Here is a 24,187-nt window from a genome sequence, read left to right as displayed (position 1 = left end):
CCCACTCATCTCCTTAAATGCCCTCGTTGGGCATCGCCCAGCGCCCGGAGGTTGCACCAGCCCCGTAGATACATGCCGGTGCAGAGCGCGGCGTCGGCTTCGAGCGTGGTGCCGACGGAGTCGAAATCTGCCTCGCTGGAGATTGGGCTTCAGGCAATTCAGCTTTCGCCATATCACGCGGGTCTCCCACCGCACCGCTCCTCACGCTTGGACACGGCCGATGGTTTGCTGGCATGCTCTGATCCCCTTCGCCTTTCGGCATCCGGGTAAGCCATCAGACCCAGAGATGTCCCTCCAATCTCTCCCGGCTGAGCCGGGAATACAGACGAGGCGTTGCGTGGCGCACAGGCGGTTCTCGATATGCCATTCAGAGCGCGCCCAGGTGCCGAGGTCGGCGGGTTGGGCCTGGTCGGCGGGCAGCGAGATAGTCAGGTACTCCGTTTCGCGAGTGGTCTTGCCCTTGATCGTGCGGGTCCGGGTGATCCGGACGGCCTGTTCGGCGTTGGGAAAGCCCAGCCCGCCGGGGGTCTTGACGGTGAGTGCCTTGACGGTGCGGGTCTCTTTGCGGCCGTGACCGGTCTCGCGGGTCTGTGCCCCGACCGGGACCTGCGCCCAGGGCAGGGCCTTGAGCTGGGCGAACAGCTTGGGTTGGTTGGCCTTGATCGGGACCATCAGATGAGCGTCGGCGGAGGCGAGCAGATCGGCGTGCCCGGTCTGGGCGTGCAGCGCGTCGGCGACGACCAGGACGTCCTTCAGGGATCCCAGCACGGCCGCAACCAGGCGTAGTAGTGGGGTGAACGCCGGGATTTCGTTCGACTTCGCCGTGATCTGAACCTGGGCGAGCACGATCCCGGTGCTGGTGTCGTAGGCCGAGAGCAGATGCACCTGCCGCCCGTCGGCGAGGCGGGCACCCCGGGCGACCTTCCCGTCGATGGCGATGACGAGTCGCCCCCGGCGCCCGCCGATCACGACCGGCCCGGCCCGCTCCCGCAACCAACACGCGAGGACCTGCGACAACACCTCGGCGTCGAGCCGGATCAGCAGCCGCCACACCGTCGTCGCGGCCGGTACCCGGCCGTCGAACCCGAGCCGGGTCCACACCGACTCGTCCTGGAAGCGCATCCAGTCCGCGACCGCGGCGAACGTGCACGCCCCGGCGAGTACCGCGCACACCGCCGCCGCCAGGACACTGACCAGCGGATACCGCCGGCCCCGCGGATCGCGCGGGTCGTTGATGACCGCCAACGCCACGAACAAGCTGCGGCGGTCACTGTCACGGTCGCTACCGGTGACCACAACCGGTGACGGCAGGCTGGGGGGTCGGTGCGGCAGCACGATCTCGGTCAGTGATGATGACATCAGCGGGTACGGTCCTGTTCTCGATCACGGTTGTCTTCGCAAACACCATGATCACCAACGGGCCGTACCCGTCCCACATGGACCCCGGACCTCGCCGAACCCCCTGCGAAACCCCAGTTCAACCGCCCTTTGATCGACTACGCAACAGCCCTGGGCCTGCCGGTCGTCCACCTCGCCAGAGTGGTCGAGTACGACGTACCCGACCGCGTCGGTAACGGCACCGGCGAACTGATCGCCCTGATCACCACAATCATCGACCCCGCCGACGCCCGCGCCGACGAACTGGCCGCCGCGTACCACGAACGCTGGGAGGAAGAAACCGCCAACGACCAGCTCAAAACCCACCTCCGTGGTCCCGGACGGGTGCTGCGGTCCCGCCTGCCGGACCTGGCCCATCAGGAGATCTGGGCCTACCTGATCGTCCACCACGCGATCAGCGCACTGACCGCGAAAGCGTCCGCCGCCGCTGACCTCGATCCAGATCGGATCTCCTTCACCAAGGCCCTGCGCCTGATCCGCCGCACCGCCACCGGGACGGCGGACATTCCCCCCTCAGGACTGGACTGACCGACTACCGACCCACCTTGCCCAGATCGCCGCTCTCCTGATCCCCACCCGACGCGAACGCACCTGCCCCCGCGCCGTCAAACGCGCCCGCCACAACAGCTACCGCGTCAAGAAACGCGACGAGCCAGCCAGCATCCGCCACCAGGGCTCAGCCACCGTCCACATCTACCGACTTCAACCCCACGCAGCATGATCAAACTAGGCTACGTGGCATTGCACCTATCCCTGCATCAATGTTGAGCTAGGGACCACGGCGGGCTCCAACCCCTGGAGTTGGAAGGTTACGGGCAGTTCTGCGGGCTGACCTCGCGGGACGTTATATAGCTAGCAAGGGGGCTGACATGCAAAAAGCAACCCGCTTCTTATTGATCACCACGCTGCAGGTCGCCGCAGTGGTAGTCGCTTTCGCTTTTCTTATGACGCTCTTTTTGGAGCCGGGCGAGTGGAGGAAAGCGGATTGGTTGGTCGATTTACTCCCCTTGCTGACAACAATCCTTGTCATAAATGCGCTTGTTCAGATATTCCGGTTAATGCGGCAGGCGAAGAAGAGATAACTACGAGTGCACGCTGCTGTTCGGACGAGCAGCAGCGTGCGCCTTGTGGGAGTCTGATCTGAGGCAAGCAACCAGCGTCTGCCCCGATAGGATCATCGATGCGGTGCCGCCGGTGACGTCCCGGCCGGCGCCGACCAACAACGACAGCACCCTGTCTGGCCTGAGTTGTAGCGATTTAGTGACCACTCCAGCCGAGGGTGGTCAGGAGGGTTCGGGTCTCGGCGGTGATGCGTGGCTGGGCGGTCACTTGCTGGGTGCTGATGGTGACGGTGGCTGAGCGGAGGGGCCGCAGGGTCTTGAGGATCTTGTTGATGCTCAGCCCGGAGCGTGCTTGGGCTTCGCGGGAGATGGCCAGGGCGGCGAACACGACGGTCAGGTGGGCCTGGATGCTGTCTTCGAGGCGGTGGAAGACCGGTCGTGCGGCCAGGTCGGACTTGGTCATCCGGAAGGAACGTTCGACCTGGTAGAGGTCGTGGTAGGCGGCCACGACGGCCGCGCCGTCCATCACGGTGGGGTCGATGTTGGTGACGTAGCCCTTGATCCCGATCAGGGATCGGGCGCGTTCGACGAGGTCCCAGTTCACGCTGGTGGTGCTGTCGGTGAAGGTGACGAAGCGGTCCTTCTTCAGCGGTCGTTCGCCGGCGGCGACCTTTTCGGCGCGTTCGACCATGGCGTTGATCGCGCGGTTGTCGTGCTGGGCTCGTGTGAACGTGTACTGGTAGACCACCCGCCGGTCGCGGGCCTTGGTCCCGGTGCCCATGCGCCGGGTGGTCTCGATCGTCGCGCCGTCGGGCAGGTGGTTGCCGTGCCGCTCGACGTGGGCCTCAAGTTCGTAGGGGATTTTGCTGGTCTTGGAGCCGACGATGAACCGGAATCCGTTGTCTTCCAAGGCCAGCAGGTTGGCCGCGGACAGCATCCCGGCGTCGGCCACCACGACCAGGTCGTCGGCCTGGTGGCGGTCGCGGAATCGGGTCAGCACCGGGATCAGGGTTTTGGTCTCGGCTTTGTTGCCGGCGAACAGGTCTATCTCCAGCGGGAACCCGTCGGCGGTGGTGAGCAGCCCGACGGTGACCTGCGGGTCGACGCGGCGTTCCTTGCTCATCCCGACCTTGCGCAGCTGGTCTTCGCGTTCGACCTCGAAGTGCAGGGTGGTTACGTCGTAGAGCACGACCGCCAGCCCGCCGCCGCGGGTGGCGTGCCGGTGACAGGCCTGCGCGATCACGGCCCGGTAGTCCCGCTCGACCACCCGCTTGAGGCAGCGCATGAACGTCACCCGATGCGGCGAGGCGATCCCGATCTCGGTCAACACACGCACGGTGTCGGCCTTGCTGGTCGGCTCGATCACCCGGCCCAGAACCAACGCCCGAAACGCCTCGTCGCCGAGGCGATCCAGGCCGAGGTCGTCGTAGAGGCTGTTCAGGACATCCCACAAGATCAGCGAGGACGTGCCCTCGACCACCGCCGACGCCCCGCCCGCACCGGTGCCGACGCCGTCCAGGTCCAGGGCCAACTGCCCACCATGCAGGCGTTCCTCAGCGACCTGCAGCAGCAGCGCCAACTCGTCGTCGGTATGGGCCGAGCCGATGTGCTCGATGCTCAGCACCCGCCGGCCTCGTTTGTGCACGATCTGGACCGCGGTCGCTCCGGAGGCGGTCTTCACCCGCCGCACGAAAGCGCCCACCCCGCGAGACTACCCACGCCGCCAAGCCGCGTTAGTGACCACATCGGCGCCAATCCGCCGGCAAACGCCGAGGTCAGCGGCACCCGCGATCACAAGATCGCCAGAACGCTACAACTCAGGTCTGGCGGTGAGGCCGGGTGGTAGCTGTTGTCGATCTGGGTCAGCTCGTTTTCGGTGGGCGGCCCGGTTTGCGCTGCCAGCCGTTTGTGAAGGCGTCGACGCTGCCGCGGGTGTAGACGGGGCCGGCGGCGAGGCGGGCGACCGGGTCCGGGAACGCGTCGTGTTCGCGGGCGAGTTGCTCGACTCGTTGCCGGGACACGCCGAGGATCCGGGCGATCTCGGCGTTGCCGACCAGGTCCATCGGGTGCGGGCGGGAGATCTCCCGCTCATGGTCCTCGGCGGTGATCACGCGTAGGGCGGTGATGTCCGGTGCGCCGCCGATGGCCTGGCTGTGTGCGGTGCGCGCCGCGCGGGTGGCGGTGTCGGCGGCCTGTCGTGTGGTGGGCGCCTCGATGGTCATCTCCAGGCGCACCCGGTCGGCGCCGTTGTCGATGATGATGCCGAAGCCGGGTAGGGTGCGGGTGATCTCGGCTAGTTGGTCGTCGGTGGGCTGCTGGGTCCAGCGGCGGATGGTCACGGCGGAGTGCCACTGCTGGGGTTGCTGGGTCATACTGGATTCCTCCATCCCCTTGTTCCTGTCGCGGATCCGGATGGGGTGGGGGCCGCGCCGCTACGCGGCCCCCACGCGGTCACCGCCGGTGGGCGGGGAGCCGCAGGCCAGCGCCGCGAAGCGCGTTCAGCAGGTCCATCCACTCCTTCGGGGTGTGTGGCGCGTGTGCTCGAACGTCAGGGTCGTGATCCCCTTGGCGAAGATCCACGTCCGGTGCGGGTTTGGCGGACGCTGAAGCCCTGCCGTACCGCCGTTGCGACGATCTGGTCCATCCGGTTACTCATCCAGTCCCACCCCCTCCCCTTGCCCCTGTCAAGAAAATACTAACAGGAACTCTTTCCTTAGACAAGGGTTAATGAAGGGGTGGATCACCAAAGCAAGCGCCCCGCCCTTGGCCTCACGGCCGGGCGGGGCGTCACGTCGTGTCCGGGTCGCCTCGGGTTGGTGGGCGGTCTAGTGGGGCGTGTCGAGTGGCCAGGTGTGTGACCCGTCGGGCGTGTCGATCCAGAGGGTGTGGGTGCCGTTGCGGTCGACGGTTAGCCCTAGTACTGCAACGGCGGGTCGTAGCTTCGGGTGCTGATCATTCGTTGGTTGGTTGTGGTGGATGCGCGGGTGGTCGGGTCGTGGGATGCCGGGTTGGAGGAGTTGTTCTTCCGGTTCGCGCATCGGTTTGAGCGGGTGGAGCCGCGGCGGCGGGCATGGGCGTATGTGCGGGGGCTACTGGCACCGTTGGAGCGGCGTAACGGCTGGACCCTCGCGGAGCAGGCTGGGCATGTGTCGCCGGACGGGTTGCAGGGCATGTTGTGCAGCGCGGCGTGGGATCGGGACGCGGTCCGCGATGACGTGCGCGATTACGTGGTGGACCAGATCGGCGATGCGGCCGGGGTGCTCATCGCTGACGAGACGGGGTTCGTCAAGAAGGGCCGTGCGTCGGCGGGGGTCCAACGGCAGTATTCGGGTACGGCGGGCAAGACCGAGAACTGCCAGATCGGCACGTTCCTGTGCTACGCCACGCCGCGGGGTCGGGCGTTGATCGATCGGGAGTTGTACCTGCCGAAGTCGTGGACCGGTGATCGGGACCGGTGCCGGCGCTCGGCGATCCCGGACGCCGTCGGGTTCGCGACCAAGCCGCAGCAGGCGCAGGCCATGCTGGAGCGGGCGGTCACCGCGGGGGTGCCGTTTTCGTGGTTCACGGCCGATGAGGCCTACGGGCAGAACCCTGGCCTGCGGGGCTGGTTGGAGGATCGGGACATCGCGTACGTGATGGCCACCCGACGCGACGATCGGGTGCCCTCCGGGCTGCACACCACCACCGGTGTCGACGAGCTGATCGGCAGGGTGCGTGCGGGCGCGTGGCAACGACTGTCGTGTGGTGACGGCGCGCACGGGCCGCGCCGCTACGACTGGGCTCGGCTGCCGATCCGCCGCACCTTTGCCCACGGCCGCCGCGGCTGGGTCCTGGCCCGACGCTCGATCACGGATCCCGGCGACATCGCCTACTACGTCTGCTTCGGCCCCCGCGGCACCCGACTACGCGACCTGGTGCGGGTCGCCGGTAGCCGTTGGTCGGTGGAGGAATCGTTCCAGACCGCGAAGAACGAGGTCGGCCTGGACCAGTACCAGGTCCGCCGCTACGACGCCTGGTACGCCCACATCACCCTCGCGATGGCCGCCGCCGCGTTCCTCGTCGTCACCCGCGCCCTCGAAGCCGCAAAGGGGGCACCACCGCAAACGAGCGCAGCCAGATCCCGCTGAGCAGCAACGAAATCCGCCGCCTGTTCGCCCACCTCGTCCTGACCACCCGCCGTCGAGCCGACCACATCCTGCGCTGGTCCGACTTCCGCCGTCGCCGCCAGGAACAAGCCCGAGCCGCCCACTACCGCAAACGACTCAAACCGCCATAAGTCACGACCCGCCGTTGCAGTACTAGGTGGTCGTGGGTGGGGCGGCCGGCGTCAGCCCAGCGGCGGCAGGCTGTGGCTACTGCGTGCCAGAGCTGGCGTGGTCCGCTCTGCACGACGGTGACGGTCGGTCCCTGGGTGTGGATTCGCGCCCAGGATCCGGTGTCGGCGTCGACGAGGCAGTGGACTTCTTCGCCGTCGGGTAGCAGGGTGCATTGGTAGATGCTTGGTCCGGTGAGTCGCCAGAAGAACTCGCCGCCCGGGTCGGTGAACAGTTCGACGTCGCGTTCGCTGCCTGGTGATGTTGTGCCTGTGCCGCTCATGCACCGTGTCACCATGTCTGCCACGGTCGGGCCGATCGGTCCGTCGGCGGGGCGGGCCTCGATGAACGCGGCTATCTGCGGTAGGAACCGGCCGTGGCCTGTCCCGGTGTCGTCGACCCGCAGCGGCACGACCCCGTAGGACAGGTTGGCCAGAATCAGGCCGCCGGGGTTGGTCTGTCGCAGCCACGCCACCGGCACTCTGCGTACCGAGCACGTCGCGATCAGCCGGTCGTACGGTGCCCGCGGCGGATACCCGGACAGGCCGTCAGCGGCGGCCAGGGTCGGCCGGTACCCGGCGTGGTCGAGAGCGGCGGCGGCGTTGGTGACCAGGCCCGGGTCTATGTCCACGGAGGTGACCGCCTGGTCGCCGACCAGGTGCGCCAGGAGAGCGGCGTTGTAGCCGGTGCCCGTGCCGATCTCCAGCACGGTCATGCCGGGCTGTGGGTCGAGAGCCTCCAGCATCACCGCCATCACCCCAGGCTGGGTGGATGAGCTGGTCGGGCGCCCGTCCGCGCTGATCTGAGTAACGATCGCCTCGTCGCCGTACACCGCAGCGAGGTAGGCGGCGTGGTGGTCTGGTCGGGCGGCGTGCAGCACGTCGCCGACCTGTCCTCGGGAGTCGACGTCGTAGACGGCGGGGGCGAACGGGTGGCGGGGCACCGAGGCGAACGCGCCCGCGACGGTGGGGCTGGTCAGATGTCCCGAGGCGTGTAGTCGGGTGACGAGGTGTTGTCGTAGTTGCCGGTAGTCGACGGTGAGGGTCACGGCGTCTCCAGGTACTCGGCGACAGCGGCGGCGATGGGCAGGCCCGTGTGGTGTTCGATCCAGGCCCACTGTCCGCCGGGGTTCACTTCCAAGAACACGTAGTCGCCGTCTGGAGTGACGATCAGGTCGACCGCGGCGAATACGAGTCCGAGGGCGGATGTCAGCGACACGAGCTGTTCGGTGAGCGTGTCGGGCAGGGTGATCGGCTGGTAGGTCAGGCTGTCGTAGTCGGTGCGCCAGTCGGTGCGGGCGGCGTCGGAATGCGCGTCGATGCGGGTGGCGAACGCCCGGGGTCCGACGAGGGTGACGCGTAGCTCGTGGTCCTTGGGCACCTGGTGTTGGAAGAGGTGGGCGGTGCCGGTGACCGCGTCGGTGATCTGCCCGGCGGTCACGGGGGTGGTGGCCAACGCCATCAGGTGCCCGGTGTCGGCGTCGAGGTAGGGGCGCACGTGGAACGGTTTGTAGATCGCCCCGTCGGGGGCGGCAGCGACGAAGGACCGCGCCGTCTCCGGATCGTTGGTGATCAACGTTTCGGGAGTTGTCAGGCCGCAGCGGGCGGCGACAGCGAGTTGCCGGGGTTTGTAGTCCGCGGACGCCATGTGGTGGGGATGGTTGACCCACCGCACCGGCAACGACGCCAGCAGACCACCGAAACCCATCCGGGCCTCCTGCGCGGCCCAACGCCGTTCGTAGTCGTCGAGACCGCCGGCGAATCGGAACGGGCTCGGCCGCCGGTAGTAGACCGCGGTGATGTCCTCCAGACCAGTCAGCCGGTGCGCGTCGGTGAGGACACCGGACCAGCCGCCGTGGCCGCCGAGGGTGGCGGCCACGGCGAGGGACTGGGGAAAGTCTCCGGTGTCGACGCGGTGCACCCGCGCCTCACCGTCGTGAAGAGCGGCGATGACCAGGTCAGCGGTCACGTCGCGAGGCTCGGTCAGCACCAGGATCGTCACCGTGACCCCCTGTCAGTCCTGGTAGGTGTCCGTGGTGGAGTCGTTGAAGTTCTGGTGGTCGTACGAGGTTTTGCTGTTCGTGGTGACCTTCTGCGTGGTCTGCGGCTTGTTGGCCACAACGGCGCCGTCGAGGCCGACCACGGTCTGCGTCACCGGGTCCAGGTACGCGCCGGTCAGGTCAACCGATGGCATCCCGTCGCCTACCCGGGCGGACAGACTCAGACCGAACGGACGGGCAGCGGTAGCCCGTCCCTGCTCGGTGGTGGCGTCGTACAACGGCAACAGGCAGCGGTCCGGGGCGAACGTACTCACTACTGACCTCCATCATTGAGGGGTTTGCATTGCCTTGCTTCGGTTGAACCCACGGGTGCGGCCCGTGGGAAATCCGACGGCTGGGCTCGCGGCGCCGATGCGTGCACCGCCGGCCGGGTGATCCCGTCGCGTCTGGCGTACAACTCGCGCCGGCGGACCGCCTCACCGCAAGGGCTCAACTCGTAGCCCTCGAACCACACCCAACCCTCGTACGGGTGCTGGCCGGTCATCTCCCGGATCACCCGAACCACGATCGGGCGGGCGAACTGCGGAGACGAACGTCGGTCCAGACGCACGACATCCCCGGCCCTCAGGGTGCGGTCGCTCACGACCGGTCCCTGTTCACCGGCCACCACGCACCCGGGGCAAGCCACCCGAGACGACCAGGCCCGGTCGGCCTGTTCACGCGCTCCGGCAGGCTCGCGCCCCGGACCCGCCGGGGCAACGACGGCCGATCGCAGCGCCAGAACCGGACACACACGGCGGGTCTCCTTCAGATCGTTCGGAAACACGGGGACAGGATCGGGGCCAGCCGATGGCCTCGGGTACCGGGCTCACCGCCGGCCCCGCCGATCCGACGGCACCCACAAACCCTGACCAACCACGGTCAGGTAGGCGTACGCGGTGCTCGTCGCCGAGCACGGCCACCGGTACCGGCAGACCGGGCACCAGCCCGACCGGCCGACGCGTGGCCAGTGATCGGTGATGATCAGTCGGGCGGACAGGACCATCCGGTTGCGCACCTGCACCGCCGTCAGGTCCATCACCACACCGGCCCGTCGAGGAGGGCGGCACGGGCGGCACGGTGCTCCGCCAGCACACGCCGCGCCCACCCGAGGGTCTCGCACTCCTCCGGCCGACACGACCCGCAGGTACCGCCGCTGTCATGCCGGTCGATGACCGCCCACGCGACCGCCGAGTCCGGGGCGCCGGTCTCACCGCGCCCGGTCACCGCCGGCCACCGGACCGGTACCGCTGCCCACGAGTCAGCAACGGCGCCACGTCATAGACGAAGGTCGGTCCGTCCCACGTCGGCGAGCCGGCGCCCGCGTGCCCGCCGACCCGCCGCCCGTAGCAGGTGGCAGGACCGACCACGTCCAACGGCACGGACCGGCGGCGACGACGGCGTTGTCCGGGGCCAGGCGGGACGGGTACGGGTCGGCCCGTAAGCCGCCGCCAGGCGTTGCGGATGATTGTCACGATGTCGCCTCCCTCGTCTGTAGACGTGGCAGGCAGGGACGAGCAGCGCCGTCCTAGGCCGTGCGACTCCCTGCGGCCACCTCCGGGACGTTAAGTCGCAACAGGGAAAGCGAAGGGGTACGTGCCGTACCTGGTAACAGGGCGTACCTAGTTGGCTACGCCCACGCGGCGGGCTAGGTCCACCGCTTCAGCCCTCACAGAGGCCGGTGCCTCTCGTGTCAACCGTGCCAGCATGTCCTGCGCTGCCGGGGAGTACCGCACGGTTTCCGGGCTTGTAGCCTCTGCCTTGGTCAACAGATGCAGGGTCGCCTCACGCGCCCCTTCAAGGTCAGCCGACCGGGCAAGTTCCACATAGTGGCGTCCGCGACGTTCGGTTGACGGAATCAGAGCGGGATCCAGAGCGTGAGCGCGCCGCCGCGCCTCGTCCGGGTCGCCTAGGTCTACGGCACACATCACCGCGTACACGTCAACCAGCGGGCGGGATACGCGGGTGCGTAGCCCGACAAACCCATCGGGCAGCGCCCGCTCGACGACGCGCCGAGCGGTGTCCCAGTCGGACCACGCGCTCTGATCTCCCATTCGCGCCCTTGTCAAGGCGCTGCACAGGTGTAGATCGGCGAGCATCTCCGCCCACTCGACACCGCCGTCAGTCACGTGGGGCTCGATCAACGCTCGCGCCTCGCCCAGCCGCTCCAAGGCGTCGCCGCCGCGGCCGGTTGCACGCAAGACATGTGCCACATACCAGATGGACTGGGCGATCGCTAGCGGGTCGTCCGCGTCTAGGGCGGCAGTCATGCCCCGGTCAACGGCCAGCCAGCACAGCTCGCGGTCACCGTGCCATGCTAGGAACGCCTGGGCAAGGTGGTATGCCTGGGCGAGCAGCGCCAGTGAGGTGCGCCGGTCCTCGCCGCGGTGCAATCTGGTAGCGCGTTGGGTCGCCTCGAGCAGCCCCGGTAGCAGGTGACCGGCTTCGGTGCGCTGGTGACGGCTGGTGTGCCACGTCTGCCAGGCGGAGTCGATCGCGCCACGCAGGTAGTCAGTGGACTCGGGTTCGCCACTGACGATGACTTGCCAGGTGGTAAGCGCCCTACGGACGTCGTCAACGGCGGGGTGACTGGGCCGGCCATCCAATGACAGGGACACCTGAGGGCCGAACAGGTCGCCGAGGTCGTGTACGCCGAGGTGCGGGGCGAGTTGCTGCGCCGCCCTCAAGGTCAGTGAACGCCTGCCGTTCTCGATGAACTTGACGGTGGTTGCGCTGAGTCCCGCGAGACCGGCGAGGCGTTCGCGGGACAGGCCGGCTGCTCGACGAAGCCGTTCAACGCGCTGGCCGGGGGTGGGTTGCTGATCAACCATGGGGCACCTCGCACGCTGGGTACACGATGTACCTATGACGATACTCCTCCGTCGCGCTGCCACCTACCGGCAGAGCCGTATTCTCGGTGCTTACGCGCGCGCAATAACATGGAAGCGCAATCCCTAGCTGCGGGAGAATTCGGTCATGGGACTTCTGCGGATAGGTGTCGGATATACAGGCTTCCACATCAGACGCGAATCTCATTGACAAACTTTGCTGCCCGGTCGTCGGATCTGATATTTCGCCACGGCCGTTTACCAGCGCGCGGCGAAGGCGGCCACGGCCGGCAGGCGGGAACGCCGGTATCAGCAGGAGACCCAACAACTCCAGGGGAGGTGCAGTTGCTTCGGGAGGAGGTGCGGTGTCACGACGATGTCGTCGACTCGATGGTTCGCCTTGTGGAGTTGGCCTCCGAATCTCCCTACCGGCGGGTAGGGCATGCGGTGGCCGTCGATCAGCGGCGCCTGATGGAGGTCCGTCTTCGTGACCAGCTCGCCGCCGAAGTGGAGGAGGCGCGGCGGGAGGTTGACGCGAGGGGGGTAGGTGACCGGAGTGTTGAAGCGGCCGTCGCGGGGGAGTGGCGAGCCTGCTGGATGATCTCCCCTACGAGTCCCCTGAAGATCGTCAGGCCCCGGCGGAAACCGGGGCCTGACCTGCTTCTCTGCGCTGTCACCGCGAGCGGAGGATACGAGATTCGAACTCGTGAGGGTGTGAACCCAACACGCTTTCCAAGCGTGCGCCCTAGGCCTCTAGGCGAATCCTCCGCCGAACAGGATACAGGTCCGGTCGGGACTGCCTAGCCCACCACCCCCTGAAGATCCACCGCCGGGTCGGGTACGCTGGGCTTACCCCCCGTGCGGCGTGCATCTCGTGAACCTCCCCAGGGCCGGAAGGCAGCAAGGATAAACGGGCTCTGACGGGTGCACGGGGGGCCTTTCTGCCCCTGGCGACCGCCTGACGGTGAGCGTCGACAGGGTCCCTTCCGCTGCCGCAGGTGTCAGCAATGGGGGCCTTCCGCACGCGGACCGGGGTGGTGGGTGGTCACCCGGGCCGGACCGGCGCAGAATGGCTCGGTCGAGAGGAGGCGGACGCCGTGGCGCTGGCGCTCTACCGCAAGTACCGGCCGCGCACCTTCGCCGAGGTCATCGGTCAGGAGCACGTCACCGAGCCGCTGTCGCGGGCGTTGCGCGGTGGGCGGCTCAACCACGCGTACCTCTTCTCCGGCCCGCGAGGCTGCGGCAAGACCTCCAGTGCCCGCATCCTGGCCCGCTCGCTCAACTGCGAGCATGGTCCGACCCCGGAGCCCTGCGGCACCTGTGACTCCTGCCGGGCGCTGGCCACCGACGGCGCCGGCTCGATCGACGTCATCGAGATCGACGCGGCCAGCCACGGCGGTGTCGACGATGCCCGCGAGCTGCGCGAGAAGGCGTTCTTCGCGCCGGCGCAGAGCCGCTTCAAGATATACGTCATCGACGAGGCGCACATGGTCTCGTCAGCCGGCTTCAACGCGTTGCTCAAGCTGGTCGAGGAGCCTCCGGAGTACGTCAAGTTCGTCTTCGCCACCACCGAGCCGGAGAAGGTCCTCGGCACGATCAAGTCGCGGACCCACCACTACCCGTTTCGGCTGATTCCGCCGAAGGTGCTCCGGCCGTACCTGGAGCAGCTCTGCCAGGCTGAGGACGTCCAGGTTGAGCCGGCGGTCTTCCCGCTGGTGGTGCGCGCCGGCGGCGGCAGCGCCCGGGACAGCCTCTCCGTGCTGGACCAGCTCATCGCTGGCGCAGGCCCGGAGGGCGTCACCTACGTCCGGGCCGCCGCCCTGCTCGGCGTCACCGACTCGGCCCTGATCGACGAGATGTGCGACGCACTCGCCGCCGGGGACGGCGCGGCGGCGTACGTCACCGTCGACCGGGTCGCCGAGGCCGGGCACGATCCCCGCCGGTTCGCCGCCGATCTGCTGGAGCGGCTACGCGACCTGATCGTGCTCCAGCAGGTGCCGGACGCCGTGGCCAAGGGACTCATCGACGGGCCGGACGATCAGGTCGAGCGGATGACCAGCCAGGCCCAGCGGCTCGGCCCTGGCACCCTGTCCCGGTGCGCGGACATCGTGCACGACGGGCTGGTCGAGATGCGCGGCACCACCGCGCCGCGCCTGCTGCTGGAGCTCATCTCCGCCCGGATGTTGCTGCCGGGTGTCGACGACTCGGCCGGCGGCCTCCTTCAGCGTTTGGAGCGCATGGAGCGTCGGCTCGCCCTCGCTGGCACCGACGTGCCGGCCGCCGCCGGCTCCGTGCCGACCACTGACCACCCGGAGGTCCGCCCGGCGTCTCCCGCCGCGGGTGTGGCTCCCGCCGCGGCCACGGGCGACCCAGCGGGCCCGTCCGGGGTGGCCGCCGCCCGTGTCGCCGCCGCCAACGCCAGCGTCCGGGCCGGCGCCCGGTCGACCGCCGCGTCGGGGGCTGGTCCCGACGAGCCGGCCGCCGCCCACGACACGCCGGTGCGGGTGCGGGCAGCCACCGCTGCGGACTCCGGGCCGACCGACGTCGCCGTATCCGATGGCGTGGGCGGGCCGGGCGGTGGGGGCGAGCTGGGCGGCCGGACCACGCCGGAGGCGGCTGGCGCCACCCGCGGTCCCGTGGCACCGGCCGACCCGGGGAGTCCCGGCCGTCGGTCCGCCCCCCCGCCGGCGGTGATGCCGGACCCGGCGACGCCAGCTCCGCCGCGGCCTGGCGCGGTGGCTCCGGGGGCGCTGGACGCGGTCGCCGTGCGACGGGCGTGGCCCGAGGTCGTGAGCAAGGTCAACCGGACCAACAAGCGGATCGCGGCGCTGATGCGCGACGCGGTGGTCCGCGACCTCGACGGGGACACCCTGGTTCTGACCGTCAAGTCGTCGGTGCTGGCCCGGATGGTGGCCGACCACGCCGTAGTGCTCACCGACGCCCTGTACGAGGAGCTGGGCGGGCGCTGGCAGATCCGTTGCGAGGTGGCTGGCGAGCGCGGCGGCGCGTCCCGCCCCGCTTCATCGCCCGCCCGAAGCGGGTCTTCCGTCCTGTCCGGTAGCGCCGAGGGCAGTCCTGGTCGCGACGCGGCCGGTGGTGCGAACGGCTCCACCGGCGGTCGTGACACGACCGGGGGCGCGGGGGACGCAAACGACGGAGCTGGTCATGACCGGGCGCCGGGACCGGGGGGTGCCGGTGGTGGTGCGGGGGATCACCCCGGTGGCGCGGCCGGTCGGGGCGATGGTTCCGGGCACGGGTTGGGCGGTCGGGCCGCTGGATCCGACGACGGGTCGGCGTCCGGCGACGATACGGACTGGCCGGAACCGGCCCGACCGGGCGGTGCTGCCGGGAACGACGAGGACTGGCCGGCGCCGGCCCGAGCCGGTGGTGACGCGGGTGGTGCGGGCGACTGGCCGGAGCCGGCCCGTCCCGGTGGCGCCACGGCGGCAGCCGACGCGGGCGTGGCTTGGTCGGGGGGTGGCTCGGCGGCAGCGGACCCGGTGGCTGGGCCCGGCGGGGGTGGTGCTTCGGCGGACCGGAGCGGAGCAGCCGCGCTGTCCGCCGTGCCTCGGCTGGCCGGACCGGCTGCGGCCCAGACCGGCGGTGCGTCGGTGAGCAGCGCGATCGCTGCTGCCCGGGCGGCAGCGGCTGCCGCCGGGGCGGGCAAAGGACAGCGGGCGGGTGTTCCGGCGCGGAGGACGGCCGACCCGAACTGGGCCGGCGAGCCGCCCTACGACCCGGACCACGACGGGGCGGCGCGTCGGGGCGGCGCGCGCGCCGCCCCGACGGCGACCCCGGTCTACGAGGGCTTCGATCCGGGTGACGAGCCGCTGGACGAGGTGATCGACGAGCGAACCGCCCGGCAGTCCAGCGAGGAGCAGGCGGTCCAGTTGCTCCGCGAGGCGTTCGGTGCCGAGACGATCAACGAGGTCGACGCCTGACAGCCGAACGGTCCGCCCTGCCGCGTCGTCGCGGGGCCGGCGGGATGCCACGATGCCGCCGGCGTCCGGTGGAGCGAGACCGTCCGTGTGGGCCGGCAGGGAGAGATCTCAGATCGCTCTGGCGGGTAGGCCGTGCGGGTGGGCCTCGGCGAGCAGCCGCTCCGGTCTGGTGTTGAGCCGAGCGCGTAGTTGGAACCGGTACCGGCCGGCCCTCGGATACGGCTCGAACAGCAGGTGCGCCACCGGGGCGTCGGGGGTGGCTGCGGCACCGAGCCGGGCCAATTCGTCGATGACCCGAGCCCACTCCTGCGCTGGCACGTACTGCCGCATCACCGAGTGCCACACCACGGTGAGCGTCCCGGCCTCCGGCCGTATCCCGGCCAGGAAGTCCGCGGCGCCGGCCGGGACCACCTCCACCGGCATACGGGCGGCAAGATCCAGCGCGCCGGCCAGCCGGGCGGCGCGGGCGGTGTGCTCCGGCCAGACGTACGCGTGCAGCGCCAGTGCGCCGGCGGCGCTTTCCGGGTCCAGCGGAGTGGTGTCGCAGCCGAGACGTTCCACCACGGTCAACTCGGGGACGGTGTGCGTCGTGTCCCGCAGCCAGCCGGGTACGCCGCCCCGCCACGCGTCGGGCAGCACGACGGGTGAGTCGACCGGGCCCCACGCGAAGTCTCCGGAGACGATTCGGAACCGGTCGGCGCGCAGGTTCAGCCCGGCGCTGGCGCCGAGCTCGATCAGGCGTACCGGCCGCTGCCCAGTCTCGGCGACGGCGTGCAGTAGCCCGGCCAGTAGGAGGTTTGCCCGGCCCACCTCGTTGGTCTGTGGCGGCCGCGGCAACCAGGCCCGGACGGCGTCCCGTTCGGTGGCGACGACAGCCCGGAACGCGGTCCAGGCGGCGTTCGCGTCCCCGGCCCGATACGCGCCACCGGCGCTGGGATAGAACCGGGCCAGCTCGGGTGCCCGCCCGGTGAGCACGAGCGCGTGCACCCCACCGAGTACCCGTAGCGGTACGACGGCGGAGACGGGCGCGTCGGCGTACCCCTCGACGACGTCGGCGCACGGACCGGCGGCGCGGACGTCGTCGGCGGCCCGGACCAGCAGGTCCGCGTAGAGGCCGGCGTCCATGTTCCGGCACGCCTGCGCCTGCTTCTCCATGGCCGCGGCCGCCTGGTCATAGGGCATCCGTCGCTCCCCTCGCTGGACTGTCCCGATCATGGGTGGCGCGTGGCGGCGTGGGAAGCACCGGGCGGGGCGAGGTCGGCCACAACGGCTAGGCTGGGCGGCGGCCGTGCAGACGAGTGCGAGAAGGAGCCATCCGTGCGCCCAGGTGGACAGCCGAACATGCAGCAGATGCTGAAGCAGGCGCAGAAGATGCAGCAGCAGATCGCCAAGGCGCAGGCCGAGCTCGCCGAGGCTGAGCTGACCGGCACCGCGGGTGGGGGTCTGGTCACCGCGACCGTCGCCGGCACCGGGGAGCTCAAGTCCGTCAAGATCGATCCGGGTGCGGTCGATCCGGAGGACGTCGAGACCCTGGAGGATCTGGTGGTCGCGGCCGTGCACAACGCGGCGGAGGCGGCCCGGGCGCTGACCGAGACGAAGATGGGCCCGGTCGCGGGGGGCATGGGCGGCCTCGGCCTGTCGGGTTTCTGAGTAGCCGATGTACGAGGGCGCCATCCAGGACCTGATCGACGAGCTGGGCCGGCTGCCGGGTGTCGGCCCGAAGAGCGCCCAGCGAATCGCCTTCCACGTCCTGTCCGCCGACTCGGTCGACGTCAACCGGCTGGCCGGCGCGCTGCGCAAGGTCAAGGAGCTGGTGCGGTTCTGCACCAGCTGTTACAACGTGGCCGAGTCCGAGCAGTGCCGGATCTGCCGCGACCCGCGTCGCACCGACGAGGTGCTCTGCGTGGTCGAGGAGCCGAAGGACGTGGTGGCCATCGAGCGGACAGGTGAGTTCCGCGGCCGGTACCACGTGCTCGGCGGCGCGATCAATCCGTTGGAGGGGATCGGTCCCGACAACCTGCGGATCCGGGAGCTGCTGACCCGACTGGGCGGGGGCGCGGTACGGGAACTGATCCTGGCCACCGATCCGAACACCGAGGGCGAGGCGACCGCCACCTACCTGGCGCTGATGGTCAAGCCGATGGGGATCGCGGTGACCCGGCTGGCCAGCGGCCTGCCGGTGGGCGGCGACCTGGAGTACGCCGACGAGATCACCCTCGGCCGTGCCTTCGAGGGCCGCCGGGCGGTCTGATGCCGGCCGCCGTGTCTCCTCGCTGAGCTGGGCCGACAGCCGTGACACCTGGCGGCCTCAAAGGTCGATTCGACGTAACAGTTTGGCATCGCGGATGCGGATCATTCGGTAGATCCGTCCATTTGCCTTCGAATCGTCGGCCAGATCGCGGACAAGACACGATCCGATACCAACCGCCTATCCGGCAGTTTCCGCACCGTCGACCCGGGAGCTATGGTTCCGGCCATCGGTGACCCCGGTCACCAGTCTGTCCGCACCCCTAAGGACGAGGTGAAGCACCATGCGTGCATCCAGGCCGAAGGCCGCGTTCGCGGCCGTGACGGTCGCGGCGCTCGCGGTAGCCGGCTGCGCCGAGAGCGACCGCGACGACAGTTCCGGCGGTAGCAAGAAGGAGACCCTCGTCTTCGGCGTCGCCGGAGATCCGAAGGTGCTCGACCCGAGCTTCGCCAGCGACGGTGAGTCGCTGCGCGTGGCCCGTCAGGTCTTCGAGACCCTGGTCCGTCCGGAGGAGGGTGGCACCAAGGTCACTCCCGGTCTGGCCGAGTCCTGGACGCCGGATGACGCCGGCACCACCTGGACCTTCAAGCTCCGCTCGGGCGTGAAGTTCCACGACGGCACCGACTTCAACGCCGAGGCGGTCTGCACGAACTTCGACCGCTGGTACAACGCCACGGGCCTCATGCAGAGCCCCGACGTGACCGCGTACTGGCAGGACGTCATGGGCGGCTTCGCCAAGAACGAGAGCGCCGACCTGCCGGAGAGCCTCTTCAAGTCCTGCACCGCCAAGGACGCGACCACCGTCGACCTGGCCTTCACCCGGGTTTCCAGCAAGGTCCCGGCCGCCCTGATGCTGCCGTCGTTCTCGATCCACAGCCCCACCGCGCTGGAGAAGTACGACGCCAGCAACGTCGGCGGCACCGCCGAGGACATCAAGTACCCGGAGTACGCGACGGCGCACCCGACCGGCACCGGTCCGTTCAGGTTCAAGGCCTGGGATGTCGCCAACAAGACGCTCACCATCGAGCGCAACGACGACTACTGGGGCGACAAGGCCAGGCTGAAGACCATCATCTTCAAGACCATCTCCGACGAGAACGCACGCAAGCAGGCGCTGCGTTCCGGCGACATCCAGGGCTACGACCTGGTCGGCCCGGCCGACGTCGAGCCGCTGAAGAACGAGGGCTTCAACGTCCTGACCCGTCCGGCCTTCAACATCCTCTACCTGGCGATGAACCAGAAGGGGAACCCGAAGCTGGCCGACATCAAGGTTCGGCAGGCGATCGCACACGCGCTCAACCGTCAGGCCCTGGTCGACTCGAAGCTGCCCCCGGGCGCCAAGGTGGCCGAGAACTTCATCCCCGACACCGTCGAGGGCTGGAACGGTGACGTCACCAAGTACGAGTACAACGTGGAGAAGGCCAAGCAGCTCCTCAAGGAGGCTGGTGCGGAGAACCTGACCCTCCGGTTCCACTACCCGACCGAGGTCACCCGCCCGTACATGCCGAACCCGAAGGACATCTTCGAACTGCTGTCGGCGGACCTCAAGGCGGTCGGCATCACCGTCGAGCAGATCCCGCTGAAGTGGAGCCCGGACTACCTGAACGCCACCACCTCCGGCGACAAGCACGACCTGCACATGCTGGGCTGGACCGGCGACTACGGCGACGCCTACAACTTCATCGGCACCTTCTTCGACCGGCCGAAGGACGAGTGGGGTTTCACCAACCCGGCTCTCTTCGCCCAGTTCAAGGACGCCGACTCGACCGCCGACGCGGCGGCCCGGGTGGAGAAGTACAAGGCCCTGAACAAGTCCATCATGGACTTCCTGCCGGGTGTGCCGGTCTCGCACTCGCCGCCGGCGATCGTGTTCGGCAAGGACGTGACCGGCATCAAGGCGAGCCCGCTCACCGACGAGCGGTACGCCACCGCCGAGTTCAAGTCCTGACCTGACGCAACGGACCGCGGGCGGACGCTGGGAGATCAGCGTCCGCCCGCGCCCCTCCGCACCCCTTCGAGGTCACCGTGTTCCGGTTCATCGTCAGACGCCTGCTCCAGCTGATACCCACGCTGTTCGGGCTCTCCCTCCTGCTTTTCATCTGGCTGCGCCGTCTGCCCGGCGGCCCCGAGACCGCCATCCTGGGCGAGCGCGGCACTCCCGAGATGCGCGCCGCGATCCGGCGGAATCTCGGGCTCGACGAGCCGATCCTGGTGCAGTACGGCCGCTTCGTCCGGCGGCTGGTCCGGCTCGACCTCGGTACCTCGACCTCGACCAAACGCTCGGTGATCACCGAGTTCGTGGAGCGTTTCCCCGGCACCGTCGAGCTGACCGCGACGGCGATGATCATCGCGATCGGTGTCGGCATCCCGCTGGGCTACCTGGCCGCCCGCCGCCGCGGCCGATTGCTGGACCATCTCTCGGTCGGTGGCTCGCTGATCGGGATCTGCATCCCGGTCTTCTTCCTCGCGTACGTGCTCAAGGCGATCTTCTCGGAGAACCTCGGCTGGTTCCCGTCCAGCGGGCGCCAGGACCCGACCATCGACGCCACCCGGATAACCAACTTCTTCGTCCTCGACGGACTGATGACCCGGGAGTGGGACGCAGCCGCCGACGCCATCTGGCACCTCGTGCTGCCCGGCGTCGCGCTGGCCAGCATCCCCCTGGCGATCATCGTCCGGATCACCCGGGCCAGCGTCCTGGAAGTACTCAACGAGGACTTCGTCCGGACCGCCGAGGCCAAGGGCCTCACCGAGCCGACCGTGCGACGCCGCCACGTGCTGCGTAACTCGCTGCTCCCGGTGGTGACCTCGATCGGCCTGCTCACCGGCGGCCTGCTCTCCGGCGCGGTGCTGACCGAGACCGTATTCGCCTTCAGCGGCATCGGGGCGTTCGTCGCCGAGGCGATCAGCCAGCGCGACTACCCGGTGCTGATGGGCTTCATCCTGATCATCGCGGTGGTGTACGTGCTGGTGAACCTCATGGTCGACCTCTCCTACAGCCTGATCGACCCGAGAGTGAGGGTCCGATGACGATCATCACTGGCCGGCGGAAGAAGGAGCAGATCGACCGGCTCGCCGAACTGGCCGCCCGGGACGACGAGCGCGGCGTCAGCCTCTGGCAGGAGGCGTTCCGCCGGCTGCGCCGCAACCCCGCGGCGATCGTCGGCGCGAGCGTCCTGACGGTCTTCGTCCTGGTGGCACTGATCGGGCCGCTCTTCGTCCCGTACGCCCCGGACGCCCAGCTCTGGAAGGGTGAGGTCCGGGAGAACATCGGCTTCATCCCGGGCTGGCGTGCGGAGAACTGGTTCGGCGTCGACCACATCGGCCGCGACGAGTTCAGCCGGATGGTCGTCGGCGCTCGGCAGACCCTGCTGGTCGGCGTGGTCGCCACGTTGATCGGTCTCGCCGTCGGCTCGCTGATCGGTGGCGTCGCCGGCGCCGCCGCCGGGCTCGGCGGCCAGATGGGCCGGGCCGTCGACAACGTGCTGATGCGCTTCGTCGACATGCTGCTGGCGATGCCGAGCCTGCTGCTCGCGATCAGCATCGCGGCGCTCCTCGGCGCCGGTCTGACCACCGTCATGATCGCGGTTGGTGTGGTGTCGGTTCCGGTCTTCGCCCGGCTGCTGCGCGGCTCGATGATCTCCCAGTCGAACAGCGACTACGTCCTCGCGGCCACCTCGCTCGGTGTCCGTCGGCCGAAGATCGCGCTGACCCACGTGGTGCCGAACTCGCTCGCTCCGGTCATCGTGCAGGCCACCCTGACCCTGGCGACCGCGATCATCGAGGCCGCGGCCCTGTCCTTCCTCGGACTCGGCAACAACGACGCCTCCATCCCGGAGTGGGGCGTGATGCTCGCTGACGCACAGCGCTACCTCGACGCCGCGCCCCGGCTGGCGATCCTGCCCGCGGTGGCGATCATCATCACCGCGCTCGGCTTCACCCTGCTCGGTGAGGCGATGCGCGAGGCCCTCGACCCGAAACTGCGGAAGTAGGTCCGGTGAGCGCGAGAAGTGAGCTTGCGAGCCCCGCAGTCGCGATCGAAAGGGCGGCACAGCATGGCGCTGCTTGATGTTGAAGACCTCTCCATCACCTTCGCCCGGCGTGGCCAGCGCGCCGTGCACGCGGTCGACGGGGTCTCGTTCTCCGTCGACGCCGGTGAGATCGTCGGCCTGGTCGGCGAGTCCGGCTGCGGCAAGAGCGTCACCTCGCTGGCGATCATGGGGTTGCTCCCCAAGCAGCCGGGCACCCGCGTCGGCGGCAAGGCCGTCTTCGACGGCACCGACCTGCTCCAGCTCGATGACCGGTCCCGCCGCGACATCCGCGGCCGGGACGTTGCGATGATCTTCCAGGATCCGCTCTCGTCGCTGAACCCGGTGATCCCGATCGGGTTGCAGGTGACCGAGGTGCTGGCCCGCCACCGCGGAATGAAGGGCGAGGCGGCGCAGAAGGAGGCCGCCCAGCTGCTGGACCGGGTCGGCATCCCGGACCCGAGGCGCCGGCTGAAGGAGTACCCGCACCAGCTCTCCGGCGGCATGCGGCAGCGCGCCCTGATCGCCATGGCGGTGGCCTGCCGGCCCCGGCTGCTGATCGCGGACGAGCCGACCACCGCGCTGGACGTCACCATCCAGGCGCAGATCCTGGAACTGCTCAAGGAACTGGTCCGGGAATCGGGCACCGCGCTGGTGATGATCACACACGACCTGGGTGTGGTCGCCGGCCTGTGCGACACGATCAACGTGCTGTACGGCGGCCGGGTGGTGGAGACGGCCCGGCGGCGTCCGCTCTTCCGGGAGCCGCACCACCCGTACACGGTGGGTCTGCTCGGCTCGGTGCCGCGCCTGGACAGCGGGCGCGGCGAGCGGCTGACCCCGATCCCCGGCTCGGTGCGCGACGTGCTGCCCTGGCCGGACGGCTGCGCCTTCGCCCCGCGCTGCTCCCGGCGGGTCGACGCCTGCGTGGGCGAGCCACCGGCCCTGGTGCTCACCCACGACCGTCGCAGCTACCGGTGCGTCAACCCGGCACCGCTGCCCGGGACGACGCCGCCCGAGGAGACTCGGGCAGCGGTGTCCACCGACGCCGAGCCCGGCCCGGTGCGGGCGCAGGCCGCCCAGAACGACCCACCCGCGGTACCGGGCCAAAGTCCGGCGCCCAGCGAGGAGGAGGACCAGTGAGCGAGCGAACCGTCGGGCCCGAGCGCGTCATGCCTCGCGCTGGTGCCGAGCGAAGCGGAGTGGCGGCGTGAGCGAGAACGACGTCCTCGTCGAGGTACGCGACCTCACGGTGCACTTCCCGATCAAGCGGGGGGTGCTCTTCGACCGGACGGTCGGCCATGTCAAGGCGGTCGACGGGGTCGACCTGCGGATCCCGCGCGGGAAGACGTACGGCCTGGTGGGCGAGTCCGGGTGCGGCAAGTCCACGCTCGGCCGGGCACTGCTCCAGCTGACCCCGCCCACCGGGGGCGAGGTCGTCTTCGACGGCGTGGAGCTGACCAGGCTGCCGGCGGGCCGGCTGCGGTCGATGCGCCGCCGGATGCAGATGATCTTCCAGGATCCGATGTCGAGCCTGGACCCTCGGCAGAACGTCGAGTCGATCCTCACCGAGGGCCTGCAGACCCACGGTATCGGCGGCAACCGGGACGAGCGGCGGACGATCATCGGCGAGACGCTCGACAAGGTGGGGCTGCCCCGCTGGGCGCTGTCGCGCTACCCGCACGAGTTCTCCGGCGGGCAGCGGCAGCGTATCGGCCTCGCCCGGGCGCTGGTCCTCGGGCCCGAGCTGATCGTCGCCGACGAGCCGGTCTCCGCGCTCGACGTGTCGATCCAGGCCCAGGTGGTCAACCTCCTCGACGAGCTTCAGGAGAGCCTCGGCCTCACCTACCTGGTGATCGCGCACGACCTGGCCGTCGTCCGGCACATCTCCGACACTGTCGGCGTGATGTATCTGGGCGCGCTGGTCGAAGAGGCGTCGAGCGACCGCCTCTACACCGAGCCGCTGCACCCGTACACCCGGGCGCTCATGTCCGCGGTGCCGGTGCCGGACCCGGACGTGGAGGACCGCCGGGAGCGCATCCTGCTCGCCGGTGACCTGCCGTCGCCGGCCAACCCGCCAGCGGGCTGTCGTTTCCACACCCGTTGCCCGTGGGCGCAGCCGACCCGCTGCGCCGACGAGCGGCCGGCGCTGCGGGAAGTCGGCGGCAGCCGGGTGGCCTGCCACTGGGCCGAGCACATCGCCAGCGGCGAACTACGCCCGCACAAGGTCGACGTGCGGGTCACCCACCCGCTCGACGACGGCGACGACCCGCAGACCGTCGCCACCCCGAGCGAGCCCGGCTCGTACGTCTAGTCGACGGTGAGCCGGCGT

The 24,187-nt window shown here is 69.5% G+C and carries 21 protein-coding genes, 1 tRNA gene and 1 other RNA gene; 11 read left to right on the top strand and 12 right to left on the bottom strand.

Going from position 1 to position 24,187, the window contains the following annotated elements; all coding sequences use genetic code 11:
- Positions 1-201: 201 nt before the first annotated feature.
- A complete protein-coding gene (locus QTQ03_RS18175; protein WP_289277101.1) occupies positions 202-1,359 on the bottom strand; it encodes an ISAs1 family transposase in 1,158 nt (385 codons plus the stop codon).
- A gap of 129 nt (positions 1,360-1,488) precedes the next feature.
- On the opposite strand from QTQ03_RS18175, the gene QTQ03_RS18170 reads away from it, so the two are divergent.
- A complete protein-coding gene (locus QTQ03_RS18170) occupies positions 1,489-1,926 on the top strand; it encodes a hypothetical protein (protein ID WP_289279095.1) in 438 nt (145 codons plus the stop codon).
- A 729-nt stretch (positions 1,927-2,655) separates the two neighbouring features.
- On the opposite strand, the gene QTQ03_RS18165 is transcribed toward QTQ03_RS18170, so the two are convergent.
- Together QTQ03_RS18165 and QTQ03_RS18160 are read right to left on the bottom strand one after the other, a co-directional pair.
- Complete coding sequence (locus QTQ03_RS18165) at positions 2,656-4,161, bottom strand: IS1634 family transposase (RefSeq protein WP_289279094.1); 1,506 nt, start codon at positions 4,159-4,161, stop codon at positions 2,656-2,658.
- A 160-nt stretch (positions 4,162-4,321) separates the two neighbouring features.
- A complete protein-coding gene (locus tag QTQ03_RS18160) occupies positions 4,322-4,831 on the bottom strand; it encodes a hypothetical protein (protein ID WP_289279093.1) in 510 nt (169 codons plus the stop codon).
- Positions 4,832-5,443: 612 nt separating this feature from the next.
- Between QTQ03_RS18160 and QTQ03_RS18155 the strand changes: the two genes are divergently transcribed.
- Positions 5,444-6,586 (top strand): IS701 family transposase, encoded by a 1,143-nt coding sequence (locus QTQ03_RS18155; RefSeq protein ID WP_289279559.1) that lies wholly within the window; start codon positions 5,444-5,446, stop codon positions 6,584-6,586.
- A gap of 121 nt (positions 6,587-6,707) precedes the next feature.
- Here the strand turns inward: QTQ03_RS18155 and tgmC are convergent, their stop codons facing one another.
- The 8 genes from tgmC to QTQ03_RS18115 form a co-directional block, all read right to left on the bottom strand.
- On the bottom strand, positions 6,708-7,820 hold the full coding sequence (gene tgmC / locus QTQ03_RS18150; RefSeq protein ID WP_289279092.1) for an ATP-grasp peptide maturase system methyltransferase: 1,113 nt from the start codon (positions 7,818-7,820) through the stop codon (positions 6,708-6,710).
- Positions 7,817-8,773 (bottom strand): ATP-grasp ribosomal peptide maturase, encoded by a 957-nt coding sequence (tgmB, locus tag QTQ03_RS18145; protein WP_289279091.1) that lies wholly within the window; start codon positions 8,771-8,773, stop codon positions 7,817-7,819. Before tgmB ends, tgmC begins: the two co-directional genes overlap by 4 nt.
- Before the next feature lie 12 nt (positions 8,774-8,785).
- The gene (tgmA, locus tag QTQ03_RS18140) at positions 8,786-9,085 is read right to left on the bottom strand and encodes a putative ATP-grasp-modified RiPP (protein WP_289279090.1); all 300 of its coding nucleotides are present in this window, start codon (positions 9,083-9,085) and stop codon (positions 8,786-8,788) included.
- A gap of 554 nt (positions 9,086-9,639) precedes the next feature.
- Positions 9,640-9,849 (bottom strand): hypothetical protein, encoded by a 210-nt coding sequence (locus QTQ03_RS18135; RefSeq protein WP_289279089.1) that lies wholly within the window; start codon positions 9,847-9,849, stop codon positions 9,640-9,642.
- Positions 9,849-10,037, bottom strand: a complete 189-nt coding sequence (locus tag QTQ03_RS18130; protein WP_289279088.1) for a hypothetical protein — start codon at positions 10,035-10,037, stop codon at positions 9,849-9,851. Before QTQ03_RS18130 ends, QTQ03_RS18135 begins: the two co-directional genes overlap by 1 nt.
- Positions 10,034-10,285: a hypothetical protein gene (locus QTQ03_RS18125; protein WP_289279087.1), complete on the bottom strand. Its 252-nt coding sequence runs from the start codon at positions 10,283-10,285 to the stop codon at positions 10,034-10,036. The genes QTQ03_RS18130 and QTQ03_RS18125 overlap by 4 nt, the downstream gene beginning before the upstream one ends.
- A gap of 147 nt (positions 10,286-10,432) precedes the next feature.
- Entirely contained in the window at positions 10,433-11,641 is a 1,209-nt protein-coding gene (locus QTQ03_RS18120; RefSeq protein WP_289279086.1) for a helix-turn-helix domain-containing protein, read from the bottom strand.
- Positions 11,642-12,321: 680 nt separating this feature from the next.
- Positions 12,322-12,406: transfer RNA gene (locus QTQ03_RS18115), tRNA-Ser, on the bottom strand.
- Positions 12,407-12,488: 82 nt separating this feature from the next.
- Here QTQ03_RS18115 and ffs point away from each other — a divergent pair.
- Both ffs and QTQ03_RS18105 read left to right on the top strand, forming a co-directional pair.
- Positions 12,489-12,579, top strand: an RNA gene (ffs, locus tag QTQ03_RS18110) — signal recognition particle sRNA small type.
- A 156-nt stretch (positions 12,580-12,735) separates the two neighbouring features.
- Positions 12,736-15,579, top strand: a complete 2,844-nt coding sequence (locus tag QTQ03_RS18105) for a DNA polymerase III subunit gamma and tau (RefSeq protein WP_289280886.1) — start codon at positions 12,736-12,738, stop codon at positions 15,577-15,579.
- A gap of 108 nt (positions 15,580-15,687) precedes the next feature.
- Here the strand turns inward: QTQ03_RS18105 and QTQ03_RS18100 are convergent, their stop codons facing one another.
- A complete protein-coding gene (locus QTQ03_RS18100) occupies positions 15,688-16,761 on the bottom strand; it encodes a DUF2332 domain-containing protein (protein WP_289279085.1) in 1,074 nt (357 codons plus the stop codon).
- 159 nt (positions 16,762-16,920) lie between these two features.
- Between QTQ03_RS18100 and QTQ03_RS18095 the strand changes: the two genes are divergently transcribed.
- The 7 genes from QTQ03_RS18095 to QTQ03_RS18065 all read left to right on the top strand — a co-directional run bounded on the left by QTQ03_RS18095 (position 16,921) and on the right by QTQ03_RS18065 (position 24,169).
- Positions 16,921-17,229, top strand: coding sequence for a YbaB/EbfC family nucleoid-associated protein (locus QTQ03_RS18095; protein WP_289279084.1), 309 nt, complete (start codon positions 16,921-16,923; stop codon positions 17,227-17,229).
- A gap of 7 nt (positions 17,230-17,236) precedes the next feature.
- Positions 17,237-17,830, top strand: coding sequence for a recombination mediator RecR (gene recR, locus QTQ03_RS18090; protein ID WP_289279083.1), 594 nt, complete (start codon positions 17,237-17,239; stop codon positions 17,828-17,830).
- A 280-nt stretch (positions 17,831-18,110) separates the two neighbouring features.
- Positions 18,111-19,775, top strand: a complete 1,665-nt coding sequence (locus QTQ03_RS18085; RefSeq protein ID WP_289279082.1) for an ABC transporter substrate-binding protein — start codon at positions 18,111-18,113, stop codon at positions 19,773-19,775.
- Positions 19,776-19,852: 77 nt separating this feature from the next.
- Entirely contained in the window at positions 19,853-20,857 is a 1,005-nt protein-coding gene (locus tag QTQ03_RS18080; RefSeq protein WP_289279081.1) for an ABC transporter permease, read from the top strand.
- Entirely contained in the window at positions 20,854-21,819 is a 966-nt protein-coding gene (locus tag QTQ03_RS18075) for an ABC transporter permease (protein ID WP_289279080.1), read from the top strand. The genes QTQ03_RS18080 and QTQ03_RS18075 overlap by 4 nt, the downstream gene beginning before the upstream one ends.
- 63 nt (positions 21,820-21,882) lie before the next feature.
- Positions 21,883-22,998 (top strand): ABC transporter ATP-binding protein, encoded by a 1,116-nt coding sequence (locus QTQ03_RS18070; RefSeq protein ID WP_289279079.1) that lies wholly within the window; start codon positions 21,883-21,885, stop codon positions 22,996-22,998.
- A 67-nt stretch (positions 22,999-23,065) separates the two neighbouring features.
- The gene (locus QTQ03_RS18065; RefSeq protein WP_289279078.1) at positions 23,066-24,169 is read left to right on the top strand and encodes an ABC transporter ATP-binding protein; all 1,104 of its coding nucleotides are present in this window, start codon (positions 23,066-23,068) and stop codon (positions 24,167-24,169) included.
- Positions 24,170-24,187: the final 18 nt, after the last annotated feature.

The organism is Micromonospora sp. WMMA1363, assembly GCF_030345795.1.
Classification (GTDB): domain Bacteria; phylum Actinomycetota; class Actinomycetes; order Mycobacteriales; family Micromonosporaceae; genus Micromonospora.
This window is presented reverse-complemented; position numbering and strand designations above follow the sequence as displayed.